This is a genomic window from Caulobacter ginsengisoli, assembly GCF_030814835.1.
Classification (GTDB): domain Bacteria; phylum Pseudomonadota; class Alphaproteobacteria; order Caulobacterales; family Caulobacteraceae; genus Caulobacter; species Caulobacter ginsengisoli.
In genome coordinates, this window is record NZ_JAUSVS010000009.1 from 1 (window position 1) to 12,978 (window position 12,978).

Below are 12,978 nucleotides of genomic sequence, written 5' to 3' on the forward strand. Positions count from 1 at the left end.
AGCTCGCCAAGCGCCTGCCGCCCCCGCTCGGCAAAGGCTAAGCCACCCTCTTACCAACCTTCCGCGGCCATCGGCGGCCTTATGCAAAGGTCTCCTCTGGGGGAAGTGGCCTGAAAGGCCGAAGGGGGCTGCATCCACGGGCGCCCGTGGATGCAGCCCCCTCGCCCCTCCGGGGCTGTTCCCCCAGAGGGGGAACAATGGTGAAGAACAGGTCACGAACCGTGGCGGCGATGCATCACTTTGCGCAAACCGCTCTCGGTTCTGTGAAGTCTTGGTCATAAAGGCCCCCGGCGCCTTTACGCCTGAAATGGGAAGCCCATATCAGGACTGAAGCGACGCGCTCAGCCGGATTCCAACGGGGACGGGGGGGGACGACGCACCGTTCCAACCCCTTGAGCCCACCGTCTTGACCTTCGCCATGTCCAGCCTCCGCCACCCGGTCGCCGATCTGCGCGCCAGCTATGCGCTGGCGCGGGCGGTGCGCTGGCTGCTGATCGGCCTGGGTCTGGTGCTGATCGTCGCCGGCTTCGTCATCGCCCCTCTGCCGGGGCCGCTGGGCGTGCCGCTGACGGTGGCCGGGCTGATGCTGGTGCTGCGCAACAGCTTCCGGGCCAAGCGGCAGTTCATCCGCTTCCAGCGCGCCCACCCCAAGATCATCTTCCCGCTGCGCCGCCTGCTGCGCCGCGATCCGGAGGTGATGGCCGTGGCCTGGCAGTCGATGCTGCGCACGGAAAAGCTGTTCCTCCGCAGGCCCGGCTCGCGGGTGCTCAAGCGCTGGCGCCGTTCGATCCGCAAGCGCTCGCCGCTTTAGGGCCGGCTTGACGCAGGTCAAGGCCGGCTGGCGGCGCCGGCGACAGTCTCGATCCGTAGGATGGAGACGGTCATGGACGAGGCCCTGCGGCGGAAGATTCTGTCGATCCTGGACGAGCACAAGATCATGTCGCTCGCCACGCTCAGGCCGGACGGCTGGCCGCAGGCCACGACCGTGGGCTATGCCAGCGAGGGCCTGACCCTCTATTTCCTCTGCGGTCCGGAAAGCCAGAAGGCCGCCAATCTGGCGCGGGACGACCGGGTGTCCCTGACCATCGATCATGACAGTCCCCAGGTGATGGAGATCACCGGCCTGTCGATGGCGGCCCGCGCCGAGGCGGTTTCCGATCCGGCCGAGGCCCGGCGGATAATGGGCCTGATCATGTCGCGCTATCCGCCCCAGCCGGGGCTGGACCTGCCGATGCCGGATCCCTCGCAGGTGCGCCTGTTTCGCCTGACCCCGAAGGTGATCTCGGTGCTCGACTATACCAAGGGCTTCGCTCACACCGATCTGGTGACGGTCTAGTCCCCTTACTGCCCGGCTTCCCGCGCCTCGCGCAGGGCGCGGCCCAGGCTGTAGGCGACCAACTGGGTGATGGCCTCGGGGCTCTGGATATTGAGGCTGTCGCGCATGGCGGCCACCCCGTCGTTGATCGGATTGTCGGCCACTTTGCGGCCGGCCATGATCTGCACGGCATAGAGCCGCATGCGGCCGCGGGTGTTGTCGGAAAGGCCGTTCCAGCTGCGGTCCAGGGCCCCGACGGGCAGGCCGAACCGCTCGGTCATCACCGCGCTGGCGCCCATTTCCAGCATGTAGGCGCCGATCATCTGGCTGGCCAGGTCGCTGTTGCCTTCGTCCAGGCCACAGGCCTTGGGCAGCATCGCCATGTCGGCTTCGGAGACGCTGACCGTGTTGAGGGCGTTGATGCCCTTGTCGCGATAGGCGGTCAGCATGGCCTTGCGGGTATAGGGCGGTAGGTTTTCCCACAGGCACTTGGCCTGCAGCGCGCTGGCCTCGCCCGCGGCGAACCCGGAAAGCGCCAGCGCCAGGGCGCCGGCAGTCAGCCATCGTTTCAGCATTGGAGCCTCACCCCGACGGAAACGTCCCGGTGAGGGGTCTAACCCTCAACCGAAGCAGGATTGCGGCAACTACTGGAGACGCTGAGCCAGCGTCTTGACCGCCGCGTCGATCAGCGGGTCGGACTTGGCCCCGGCGATACGGGCGGCCAGCACGGTCTCGGCGGCCTGGGTCGCCAGGTCGGCGGCCGCGGCCTTCACGTCCGCTTCGGCCTGGGCCTGGGCGGTGGCGATCTTGCGCTCGGCGAGAGCCGCGCGACGCTTGATCTGCTCGTCGAGCTTGACCTTGGCTTCGGCGCCCAGGCGGATGGCGTCTTCCTTGGCGGTTTCCAGCATCAGGGCGGCCTGCTTTTCGGCCGCCTCGCGCTGGGCCTTGATCTGCACCAGCAGGGCCTCGGCCTCGGCGCGCAGCTTGCCGGCCTCGTCGAGCTGGGCCTGGACCTTGAGGCCCCGCTCGCCCAGCAGCTTCCAGGCGATCTTATGCACCCCGGCATAGCCGAGGATGCCCAGGAAGATGACCAGGGCGACGCCGACCCAGAAGTGGGCGTCCTGCAAAAGTTCAATCATTACTATCCCCTGGCCGCGAGCGCGGCTTCGATCTCGGCGGCGCTGGCCGGCTTGCCGGTCAGCTTGCCGACGATGGCCTGGGCGGTGTCGATGGCGATCGCCCGCACCCCGCCCATGGCCTTGTCACGGGCCTCGGCGATGGACGCCTCGGCCTTGGCGGTGGATTCGGCCAGCTTGGCTTCCTCCTTGGCCAGGCCCGCGGCGATCTCGGCCTGGGCCTTGGCCCGGGCTTCGGACGCCAGCTTCTGCGACGAAGCCCGCGCGGCGGCGGTCTCGGCGGCGGCGGCCTGGACCTGGGCGTCAGCCTCGTCCTTCAGCTGCCGCGCCCTGGCGATGTCGCCTTCGATGGTCGCATCGCGGTTGGCGATGGTCCCCCCGATGCGCGGCACGAAGATGGTGCGCATCAGGATGAAGACGGCCAGGAAGATGATCAGGAACCAGGCGATCTGGCCCGGCCACCAGGCCGGGTCAAACTGAGGCAGGCCGCCGGCTTCGGCGTGCGCCGTGCCTTCGGTCGTTTCGGATGCGGACATGATCATCTCTAGGGCGCGGGCCTAAGGTTTAGGCGTAGCGGAGCAGCAGGGCGACGACGAGGGCGAAGATGCCCATCGATTCGGTCAGAGCCATGCCCAGGAACAGCCACACGCGCTCGCCACCGGCGGCCGAGGGGTTGCGGATGGCGGCTTGCAGGTAGTTGCCGAACAGGATGCCCAGGCCGGCGCCCGCGCCGATCATGCCCATGGTGGCGAGGCCAGCGCCGATAAGCTTGGCGGAAGTCGGATCCATAGTCTTCTAGTCCTTGGTTGGTAGAAACGGTTGCGGTTGGTGTCTTTTAGTGCCCGTGGCCGAGGTTGACGACCTCGTTCAGGTAGACGGTGGCCAGGGCGGCGAAAACGAAGGCCTGCAGGCCGGCGACGACCAGCTCCAGGCCGGTCAGCACCACGACCATGCTGAGCGAGAGAGCGGAGCCGACGAAGCCGAGCGTGGCGATCCCGCCGGTCAGGCCGATGGCCCCCAGCATGACCACGAAGCTGCCGAAGATATACATGACCACGTGACCGCCCAGCATGTTGCCGAACAGACGCATCGCCAGGGTCAGCGGCCGGGCCAGGAAACTGATCAGCTCGATCGGCACCATGACGATGACCATGGCCAGCGGCATGCCCGAGGGCACGAACAGCTTATAGATGCCAAAACCGTTCTTGATGATGCCGATGACGATCACCGAGAGGAAGGTCAGCAGGGCCAGGGTGGCGGTTACCGCCAGCTGGGCCGTGGGGGTGAAGGTCCATTCCTGGCCGCCCAGGCTGCCTACCGAGAGCAGCACGCCGCCCAGGTTCATGAACAGCACCAGCATGAAGATGGTGAAGACGAACGGGATGTAGGGCTTGCCGTTATGGCCGATGATCGGGGTGACCAGGGTGTTGTCGATCAGGTCGAACAGGATCTCGCCGACGGCCTGAACCCGGCCGGGAACCAGCGAGCCCCTGGAAGAGAAGGCCAGGAGGATGGAGATGAGGGTGGCGGCCACCAGCATCATCACCGTCGAGTTGGTGATCGACATGTCCAGCATGAAGCCGCCGATGTTGATCGGGGCGATGTCCACCACCTTGTGGACCATGAACTGTTCCATCGGTTCGATGGCGAATGACATTGTTAGCCCTTCAATCGTCTTCATCGTCGGCCGGGCCAGGCTCGGCCTGGGGGTCCACGGTCGCTTCGAACTTGCTGGCGTCCCGCATAGCCCCGCGGATCGCCACCCAGATGGATACCCCCGTGCCGATCAGCAGACCGCCGATCAGGCCCAGAGGGCTTGTGTGGGCGAATTTGTCGATGAGCCAGCCCAAGCCGGTCCCGACAAAAACACCCCCGACTACCTCGCCCAGGAAGCGGTAGCCGCTTCCCATTCCCCCCAGGCCATCCGATCCGGCCTGGACGGCGGGTTTGGCGCGTCCCGCTTCAAATGCGTCGAGCCGCTTGTCGAGGCGCTTGAGCGCCCCGTGGCTCGGGTCTTCCGGGTGCGGCATGACGGGTTCAATGGTTCGCGAACGACCACGACGTCCCGCCGCGGCCCGGTCAGGTCGCGGCGGAACCTATAGGCCTTGCTGCGGTGCGTCAAGGTTTGTCGGGAGGGGTGTAAGTTGCTGTAAATAAACGTGAAAACCCGCATGCGTCAATGGGTCGAAGGCTTGCCGCCGCGCCCGCCGGTCGAGTCGTGGCCGCCGTCGCGTCTTCCACCCCGCCGCTCAGCGCTTCTTGCCCAGCTCGGCGGCGATGTCCTTGACCAGCCGGCCGACCTTGCGGTGGGCGGCGGTCAGCTGGTCGCGGGTGACGCCCCAGCGCTTCATCCAGTATTCCACCGCCTGGCGCTCCGACAGGTCCAGGCGGTCCTTGTCGATGAAGCCGCGCTTGTCTTTCAGTCCGGCCATTTTCGACTCCCTGATGGACGCGACTGTCGTGCTAAAACGCCGGCATGACCAGCCTTCGCCGCCTGATCGACCTGCCCGGTGTGGACGCCCTGGAATACAAGGCGCTGATGAAGCCGGCCTATGCCGCGCCCGAGGGCCGCTACGAGTTTCCCGAGATCGACGAGTGCTCGCTGGCCATCTTCGGCATCACCGCCGAACAGGCTGAGGAGACACCGCGTCCCGCTGACTGGGACGGCATCGACCAGAAGCCGGTGGCCCTGCAGGTCATGGCCTTCGAGGACGCCGGCTGGGACGTCACCGACAACAAGCGCCGGCCCCTGCGGATGTTCGGCCAGTTCAACCAGCAGCTCTGGCTGGCCCTGCGTGGGGTGGCCGGCCACCTGCCGTTCCAGGCCGAGGACGACGAGCCCGACCCCTGGGGCGCCGGGATGGCCGCCGAGGCCAAGAAGTTCCGCAAGCGCTGAGTCATGGGTGAGGCGCACGCCTATCGCCGGATCAAGGTGGGGGTCGAGACCCTGCCGCCCGACCCCAGCCTGCCGCGCCACCGCCACGACGCCCCCTACGCCAACCTGGTCCTGGCCGGCGGCTTTATCGAGGCCAGCTTCGCCGGGCGCTTCACCGTTGCGCCCGGCCAGGTGCTGCTGCACGCCGCCTTCGACTGCCACGCCAACTGGGCGGAGGGGCGGCGGGACGTGCAGATCCTGCGCCTGCCCTGGTTCGACGACGGGCTGGAGGGGCGGTTCGAGGTCGCCGATCCGGACGCCCTGGCCCGGCTGGCCGAACGCGACCCACGCGAGGCCCGCGCCGTCCTGGCCGCCAGCCTGAAGCCCGTCGCGGCGGGGGAGGGGCACTGGACCGACCATCTGGCCGCCGACCTGACCGACGACCCCGCCGGCCGCTTGCGGACCTGGGCCGCCGATCACGCCCTGGCGCCGGAGACGGTGGCGCGCGGCTTTCACCGGGCGTTCGGCGCCTCGCCGCGCCTCTTTCGGCTGGAGGCCCGCGCCCGCCGGGCCTGGCAGGCGGTGCGGGCTGGTCGCGGCTCGCTGACCCGCATCGCCCATGAGCAGGGCTTCGCGGACCTGGCCCATATGAGCCGCAGCATCCGCGCCCTGACCGGCCACAGCCCGGCCGCCTGGCGGGTCAACTCCGTTCAAGTCGCCGCCGCCTCGGGGGGCTAGCCTGACCCCATGACCGCCAGCCGCCGCCAGCTTCTCGCCGCCGCCCTCGCCCTGGGCGCCGCCGCCGCCTTCGGTTCAGCCCAGGCCAGGCCCTCGCGCCTGAAATGGACCGAGCGCCGCGACCTCTATCCCGAGGGCGTCGCCTCCGGCGATCCGACCTCCGACGGGGTCATCCTATGGACCCGCCGCCCACAGCAGCCGGGCGAGGCCGCGCCCGCCGTCACTGTGGAGGTCGCCGAAGACGAGACCTTCAGGCGCGTGGTCGCCGCCGCCCAGGCCGTGCTGGACGCCGATACCGACTGGACCTGCCGGGTGCTGGTCGGGGGGCTGAGGGCCGCCCACACCTATTTCTACCGCTTCACCGACGCGGCGGGGAACGGCAGCCGCATTGGCCGCACCCGCACCGCCCCGACCCTGATCGACACCCGCCCGGTGAACTTCACCTTCGTCAGCTGCCAGAACGCCAACCAGGGCGCCCAGAACGCCTGGCGCAAGATGATCTGGGAGGACGAACAGGCCTCGCCCCTCGACCAGCTCGACTTCGTCCTGCACCTGGGCGACTTCATCTACGAGATCGTCTGGTATCCGGAGGACCGGCCCCAGGGCATGTACGACCGCCGCCTGCGCGACATCGTCCGCTACGAGAGCGGCGAGAAGGTCAGCGACTTCCACATCCCCACCACGCTGGCCGACTACCGCGCCGTCTACAAAGCCTATCTGCACGACCCCGACATCCAGGACGCCCGCGCCCGCTGGCCCTTCGTGGCCATGTGGGACAATCATGAATTCTCCTGGCGCGGCTACCAGAGCGTCCAGAAGTTCGGCGCCAGCGTCCGCCCCGCCCAGACCCGCAAGGTCGCCGCCAACCAGGCCTGGTTCGAGTTCCAGCCGGCCCGGGTCAGCCAGCCCGGGGCCTCAAAGTTGGACCGCTTCGTCGCGCCCGAGGTCGCCGACGCCCCCATCGGTCCCGTCGACGAACACGGCCTGATCCAGGAACCCAACAACCTGGCCGCCATCGCCAGCCTGAAGGCCTATCGGGCCCTGCGGTTCGGGGCCAATGTCGACCTGATCATCACCGACCAGCACAGCTACCGCACCGACGACCCGAGCGACGGGCCGGCCGCCGACCCGTTCGGCAGTCCCGACTTCCCGGACGTGATCCCCGAGGAGATTCTGGCGATCTTCGATGGGGGCCGCGACTATCCCGGCGGCGCGCCGGCGACCATCCCGTTCGGCGGCAAGGCCATTGCCAATCCCTGCAAGGACCGGCCCCAGGCGACCCTGCTGGGGGCCGAGCAGAAGGCCTGGTTCCTGGACCGGCTGGCCGGCTCCACGGCGACCTGGAAGATCTGGGGCAATTCCCAGGGCACGCTCGACATGCGGACCGATTTCCAGAACCTGCCGCCCGGCAAGGCCGCCAGCCCTTGGCCGGGCTCGGGCTATGCCAGCTTCGGCGGCGGCGACCCCAGCGGCTATGTCGGCGAGCGGGCCCAGATCTACGACTTCGTCCGTGACCGCGGCATCACCGGCTTCGCCACCGTCTCGGGCGACCGCCACAGCTTCTGGGCGGGCCTGGCCAGCAAGGCTCTGCCGCCCCAGCCGTTCGAACCGGTGGGCGTCGCCTTCATCACCGGCTCGATCTCTGCGCCGGGCCTGGTGGAAGCCTACAAGCACCGCCCCAAGACCCATCCGCTGCACAGCCTCTATTCCAACCCCAGGAACGACGCCGAGCCCGACCCCACCGTCAACATGCTGATCAGGCACGGGGTCAAATCGGTCCTGGAATACCTGGCCACCGGCGACGCCGAAGCCGCCCGCGCCAAGTCCAATCCGGACCTGTCGCCGCACCTCAGCTTCATCGACATGGGCGGCCACGGCTACGTGAAGGTGCGGGTGAGCCGCGAGGCGTTCGACACCGAGTTCGTCTGTATCCCGCGACCGCTGGAGCGGGCTCTGACACCGGATGGCGGGCCGGTCGCCTATCGAGTCCGGCACCACGCATCGCTGTGGGAAAAGGGTCAGCCGCCGAAACTGGAACAACAGATCGTTGAAGGCCAACTCGACCTGTCAATCTAACTAACAAGACCACTTCGGCCGGCGCCACCCTTCGCCTTTTCGAAATCGCAGAAGGATGTATGTTTTGACGCAACCAGGATTGGTTGTGATCGGGGGATGAATGACCACAGTTCGGCTTTGGACAATTCTTGGCGAAGCGCAGACTGGAAAATCTCGGACAGTTAGAGAGCTTGCGTCATTTCCGGCGAAGGGAGGGCGAGCTGGCTTCCAATATATCCTCCTTCGAGGAGGCGGATTTAATCGTGTGTATGCGAAGCGCATGGCTTGGCAGGAGGATCGAAAAACGCCCCAGGATTCGATCGCAGAGATACAGAAACAAATATCGCTTCTCACCGGCCGCCTTAAGGGCGCCCCCTTTTCTGTGAATGTTCTGAGTACACTGCGGTTCGATCCAATACTTCATAGAAATCCCACTTTGGTTTGCCCATCAGGTGAGGAATATCTGCAGGCATGGGCTGCGATGGGATGGTCTCTGGAATCCTTGGTTTTGATGTCGCCAGATAAGACTAGGGATTTTTATGGAGAGTTTGGTGTGCCAACGGCTTGGCTCTATGACTCCCGAGCCTCCTCAATCGGTGAAATGGTCGGGCAGGTCCGCAATCATTTCGGATGGGCTTGAGTAGCGGGTTTAACGCGCGCCGTTTCCGCTTAGGGCCTACTCCGCCGCCAGCGCCGCCGCCTGCTGCAGATCCACCGACACCAGCTGCGACACCCCCTGCTCGGCCATGGTCACTCCGAACAGGCGGTCCATCCGGCTCATGGTCACCGGGTTGTGGGTGATGGTGATGAAGCGGGTCTGGGTGCGCTGGCGCATCTCGTTGAGCATGTTGCAGAAGCGGTCGACATTGGCGTCGTCCAGCGGGGCGTCGACCTCGTCCAGCACGCAGATCGGGGCCGGGTTGGCCAGGAAGACGCCGAAGATCAGGGCCGAGGCGGTCAGGGCCTGCTCGCCGCCGCTCATCAGGCTCATGGTCGAGAGGCGCTTGCCGGGCGGGCAGGCGTAGATTTCCAGGCCGGCTTCCAGGGGGTCGTCGCTCTCGATCAGCCTCAGCTCGGCCTGGCCGCCGCCGAACAGGGCCTGGAACAGGGTCTGGAAGTGGCCATTGATCACGTCGAAGGCGGCCATCAGCCGCTGGCGGCCCTCGGCGTTCAGCTCCTCGATGCCCTCGCGCAGCTTGGTGATGGCGCCGTTGAGGTCGGCCCGCTCGGACTTCAGCAGCTTCACCCGCTCGCCCTGCTCGGCGCTCTCTTCCTCGGCGCGGAGGTTGACGAGACCGATCAGGTCCCGCTCGCGCTCCAGCGCATAGAGGTGGGCCTCGATGCCCTCGGCGTCTCTGGGAATGGCGATGGCGTCGTCGGCGATCTGGCGGCCCAGTTCCTCGGGCTCGATCTTGGCGGTCTCGCGGATGTTGGCGGCGATCTCGGCGAAGCGGTCGCGGGCGGCGTCGAGCCGGGCGGCGAGGCCGGCGCGTTGCTCGCGGGCCTCGGCGGCGGCGGCTTCGGCGGCTCTGGAGGCGCGGTCGGCGGCGGCGCGGGCGGTTTCGCCGGCGTCCAGGGCGTCGCTGGACTTGGCCCGGCGGGCCTCGGCCAGGGCGTAGTCGTCGAGCAGCTTGGAGCGGCGGGTCTCGATGGTGAGCGGGGCGTCCTTGGCGGCGTTCAGGGCCGCGTCGGCCTGGACCCGGGCCTGGGCCAGGGCCTCGATACGCTTGGCGGCGGCGGTGGAGCGGCGGGTCCAGTCGTCGCGGTCGCGGGTCAGGGCTTCCAGCCGGCGGGCGCGGCCGTCGCGTTCGCGGGTCTCGATCTCCACGGCGCTGCGGGCCTGGGCGGCGGCCTCGCGGGCGGCGCTGGCGGCGGCCCGGGCCTGGTCGAGCATCGGCGAGAGGCTTTCGCCCGAGCCGTCGTCGGAGGCGGCGGCCTCGGCGGCGGCCAGGCTGGTCTCGGCCTCGGCCCGTTCGGCCTCGAACCGGGCGATGGTCTCATCCAGCGACTGGGCGCGGGCGTCTCTACGGGCTGACTCGCGGTCGAAGCGTTCCAGGGCTTCGCGGGCCTGGGCGAGGTCGCGTTCGATGGTCTGCGGGGCGCGGCGGGCCTCGGCCAGCACGGTCTCGGCGGCGCGGACCCGGACGCCGGCGGCGCGGTGGTCGGCCTGGGCGAGCTCGGATTGCGGCGTCAGGCGCTCGATCTCGGCCTCGGCCTCGATCAGCCGCCGACGCTGTTCCAGGCGGATGGCGGCGGGCTTGGGCGCCTCGGCCCGGGCGGTGAAGCCGTCCCAGCGCCAGAGATCGCCTTCCTTGGAAACCAGCCGGGCGCCGGGGACCAGCAGCTTCTGCAGCCGCTCGCCGTCGGCGCGGTCGACCAGGGCGGTCAGGGCCAGGCGGGCGGCCAGTTCGGGTGGGGCCTGGACCAGCGGACCCAGCGGCTTGGCGCCCTTGGGCCAATCCGGAGCCTTGGCGTCGCCGCCGGACCAGTGAGCCGGGGCCTTGGCGTCGAGCGAGGCTTCCAGGTCCTCGCCCAGGGCGGCGGCCAGGGCGATTTCGAGGCCACGGTCCGGCCGAACCGAATCCAGGGCGGGGGCGAAGCCGCCACGGGTCTTGGGCGCAGAAATCTGCGCTAGGCCGCGGGCCTCGGTCTTCAGCCGGCCCAGCTGATCCTCGGCGGTGCGCATGGCGTCGCGGGCCAGGGTTTCGGCGCGGGCGGCCTCGGCCCGTTCGGCTTCAGCGATTTCCAGGGCGGCGCGGGCGGCGGTCAGGGCGGCTTCAGCGGTGTCAAACCGGGCCTTGGCCTCGGCGGCGGCGGGGTCGACGGCGGGGCCGATGGCGGCGCGCTCGACCTTGGCCTGGTCGAGGGCCCGGACGGTGCGGTTCAGCCGGCTGCGGGCGTCCTCGATGCGGGCCTCGGCGGCGCGGCGGCGGGCCTCGTCGGCGGCGACCGAGGCGGCCAGGGCCTCGACCTCGCCGTCGGCGCGGGCCCGGGCTTCCTCGGCCTCGCGGGCGGCGGTCTGCAGGCCGGGCAGGCGCTCGGGCGCGCCGGCGATCTGCGCCTCCACGGCGGCGATGTCGGCGGCCAGCCGTTCGAGCGCCTCGGCGGCGTCCTCGACGATGTGGTCCTCGCGGGCCCGGTCGGTCTCGATCCGCTCCAGCTCGGCGGTCAGGCGGGCGACCTCCGCGGCGGCGGCCTCGACCTCGCGCTCGATGCGGTCCTTCTCGATGGCCAGCTGGTGCAGCACGGCGGCGGCGATGGTCGCCTCTTCGCGCAGCGGCTTGATCGCCTCCTCGGCCTTCAGCGCCTCGGCCATGGCGGCGGACGCATCGCGGGCGGTGGTCTCGACCAGACGCAGGCTGTTGGAGGACTCGTCCTCGACCCTTTGCAGAGTGTCACGCGCCTCGCTCCAGCGGGTGAACAGCACCGCGCTCTGCACGGCGCGGATCTCGGCCGACAGCTTCTTGTATTTCTCGGCCGCCCGCGCCTCGCGCTTCAGCCGGGCCAGGGAGGCGTCCAGCTCGCGGATGACGTCGTCCAGCCGGGTCAGGTTGGTCTCGGCGGCCCGCAGCCGCAGCTCGGCCTCGTGGCGGCGGGTGTGCAGCCCGGAAACCCCGCCGGCCTCTTCCAGGATGCGGCGGCGGTTCTGCGGCTTGGCGGCGATCAGTTCGCTGATCTGGCCCTGGCGGACCAGGGCCGGGCTGTTGGCCCCGGTCGAGGCGTCGGCGAACAGTAGCTGCACATCTCGGGCGCGGACCTCGCGGCCGTTGATGCGATAGGTCGAGCCCTCGCCCCGGTCGATGCGCCGCACCACCTCCAGCACCGGATGGCTGTTGAAGGCGGCGGGGGCGGTGTGGTCGGAATTGTCGATGGTCAGGGCGACTTCGGCATGGTTGCGCCCGGGGCGGCTGCCGGCCCCGTTGAAGATCACCTCGTCCATGCCGCCGGCCCGCATGGCCTTGGCGGAATTGGCCCCCATCACCCAGCGCAGGGCTTCCAGAAGATTCGACTTGCCGCAGCCGTTCGGCCCGACCACCCCCGTCAGTCCCGGTTCGATCCGGAATTCGGTGGGGTCGACGAAGGACTTGAAGCCCGTCAGTCGAAGCCTCTGGAAGTGCACTTCTGTGTGGGCCTTACTTCTTGAGGTCGGCCATGGTGGCGGCGACGGCGGCGTCCATCTGGGCCATGGTCACCTCACCGTCGGCGACCTGCTTGCCGTTCATGAGGAAGGTCGGGGTGCCCTCGATCTTGTCGCGGGTCCCGTATTTCTGGTTGCGCTTGTTGAGCTCGTCCAGGGCCTTGGTGTCGTTGATGCATTTTTCGAACTGTTCGTCCGACAGGCCGGCCGAGTTGGCGATGCGTTGCAGCACGGCGCGGGCCCCCGAGACGGAGCGGTCGGCGAACATCTCCGGCTGGCTGTGATAGATCTGGTCGGTAACGGTGAAATACTTGTCCTTGCCGGCGCAGCGGGCGATCAGGAAGCCGGCGGCGGCGACCGAGGGCTCGCCGGTCAGCATCTCGCGCGAGACGTAATAGACCTTGCCGGTGTCGACATACTTCTTCTTGAACTCCGGCCAGACGTCGTTGTTGAAGGCCGCGCAGTGCGGGCAGGCCACCGAGGCGTATTCGATCATGGTGATCGGCGCCTTGGGATCGCCCAGGGTCATGTCCTCGGTCTCGACCTTGGTGGCGCTGGAGTTGCAGCCCGCCAGAGTCGCGGTCAGGCCCCCCGCCAGACCCAGGCCCAGCAGCATTGATCCAGCGGCGAAGCCGCGACGGTTCAGAAGCGTCATGATGGCTTCCCCTCCTTAAAGTTCGATCGTTCAGTTAAAGGCGATTCCCGCCCGAGTCTCAGATGG

At 68.5% G+C, this 12,978-nt stretch carries 14 protein-coding genes; 5 read left to right on the forward strand and 9 right to left on the reverse strand.

Translation table 11 applies throughout. The features are described from left to right. The first annotated feature begins 418 nt into the window (after positions 1-418). Together QO010_RS18605 and QO010_RS18610 are read left to right on the forward strand one after the other, a co-directional pair. Positions 419-811, forward strand: a complete 393-nt coding sequence (locus QO010_RS18605; protein WP_307351660.1) for a hypothetical protein — start codon at positions 419-421, stop codon at positions 809-811. A gap of 72 nt (positions 812-883) precedes the next feature. Beyond that, complete coding sequence (locus QO010_RS18610; RefSeq protein WP_307351663.1) at positions 884-1,336, forward strand: pyridoxamine 5'-phosphate oxidase family protein; 453 nt, start codon at positions 884-886, stop codon at positions 1,334-1,336. A 5-nt stretch (positions 1,337-1,341) separates the two neighbouring features. Here the strand turns inward: QO010_RS18610 and QO010_RS18615 are convergent, their stop codons facing one another. The 7 genes from QO010_RS18615 to QO010_RS18645 form a co-directional block, all read right to left on the reverse strand. Next, positions 1,342-1,890 carry a hypothetical protein gene (locus tag QO010_RS18615; RefSeq protein WP_307351666.1) on the reverse strand — a complete coding sequence of 183 codons (549 nt, stop codon included), beginning with the start codon at positions 1,888-1,890 and terminating at the stop codon, positions 1,342-1,344. A 69-nt stretch (positions 1,891-1,959) separates the two neighbouring features. After that, positions 1,960-2,454, reverse strand: coding sequence for a F0F1 ATP synthase subunit B family protein (locus QO010_RS18620; RefSeq protein ID WP_307351668.1), 495 nt, complete (start codon positions 2,452-2,454; stop codon positions 1,960-1,962). 2 nt (positions 2,455-2,456) lie between these two features. Continuing rightward, positions 2,457-2,987, reverse strand: a complete 531-nt coding sequence (locus QO010_RS18625) for a F0F1 ATP synthase subunit B family protein (RefSeq protein WP_307351670.1) — start codon at positions 2,985-2,987, stop codon at positions 2,457-2,459. Positions 2,988-3,015: 28 nt separating this feature from the next. Continuing rightward, positions 3,016-3,240 carry a F0F1 ATP synthase subunit C gene (locus tag QO010_RS18630; RefSeq protein ID WP_307351671.1) on the reverse strand — a complete coding sequence of 75 codons (225 nt, stop codon included), beginning with the start codon at positions 3,238-3,240 and terminating at the stop codon, positions 3,016-3,018. Between the two features lie 46 nt (positions 3,241-3,286). After that, positions 3,287-4,108: a F0F1 ATP synthase subunit A gene (locus tag QO010_RS18635; RefSeq protein ID WP_307351674.1), complete on the reverse strand. Its 822-nt coding sequence runs from the start codon at positions 4,106-4,108 to the stop codon at positions 3,287-3,289. 10 nt (positions 4,109-4,118) lie between these two features. After that, the gene (locus QO010_RS18640) at positions 4,119-4,481 is read right to left on the reverse strand and encodes an AtpZ/AtpI family protein (protein ID WP_307351677.1); all 363 of its coding nucleotides are present in this window, start codon (positions 4,479-4,481) and stop codon (positions 4,119-4,121) included. A gap of 219 nt (positions 4,482-4,700) precedes the next feature. Next, positions 4,701-4,883 (reverse strand): DUF3606 domain-containing protein, encoded by a 183-nt coding sequence (locus tag QO010_RS18645; protein WP_307351680.1) that lies wholly within the window; start codon positions 4,881-4,883, stop codon positions 4,701-4,703. A gap of 44 nt (positions 4,884-4,927) precedes the next feature. Between QO010_RS18645 and QO010_RS18650 the strand changes: the two genes are divergently transcribed. Genes QO010_RS18650 through QO010_RS18660 form a run of 3 tightly spaced genes read left to right on the forward strand, consistent with a single transcriptional unit; the run spans position 4,928 to position 8,140 of the window. Further along, complete coding sequence (locus QO010_RS18650; RefSeq protein WP_307351682.1) at positions 4,928-5,347, forward strand: P-loop NTPase family protein; 420 nt, start codon at positions 4,928-4,930, stop codon at positions 5,345-5,347. 3 nt (positions 5,348-5,350) lie between these two features. Then, entirely contained in the window at positions 5,351-6,064 is a 714-nt protein-coding gene (locus tag QO010_RS18655; protein WP_307351685.1) for a helix-turn-helix domain-containing protein, read from the forward strand. 9 nt (positions 6,065-6,073) lie between these two features. Then, complete coding sequence (locus tag QO010_RS18660; protein WP_307351687.1) at positions 6,074-8,140, forward strand: alkaline phosphatase D family protein; 2,067 nt, start codon at positions 6,074-6,076, stop codon at positions 8,138-8,140. Between the two features lie 655 nt (positions 8,141-8,795). On the opposite strand, the gene QO010_RS18665 is transcribed toward QO010_RS18660, so the two are convergent. Together QO010_RS18665 and QO010_RS18670 are read right to left on the reverse strand one after the other, a co-directional pair. Next, positions 8,796-12,239: an AAA family ATPase gene (locus QO010_RS18665; protein WP_307351690.1), complete on the reverse strand. Its 3,444-nt coding sequence runs from the start codon at positions 12,237-12,239 to the stop codon at positions 8,796-8,798. Between the two features lie 13 nt (positions 12,240-12,252). Next, positions 12,253-12,912, reverse strand: a complete 660-nt coding sequence (locus QO010_RS18670; protein ID WP_307351692.1) for a DsbA family protein — start codon at positions 12,910-12,912, stop codon at positions 12,253-12,255. Positions 12,913-12,978: the final 66 nt, after the last annotated feature.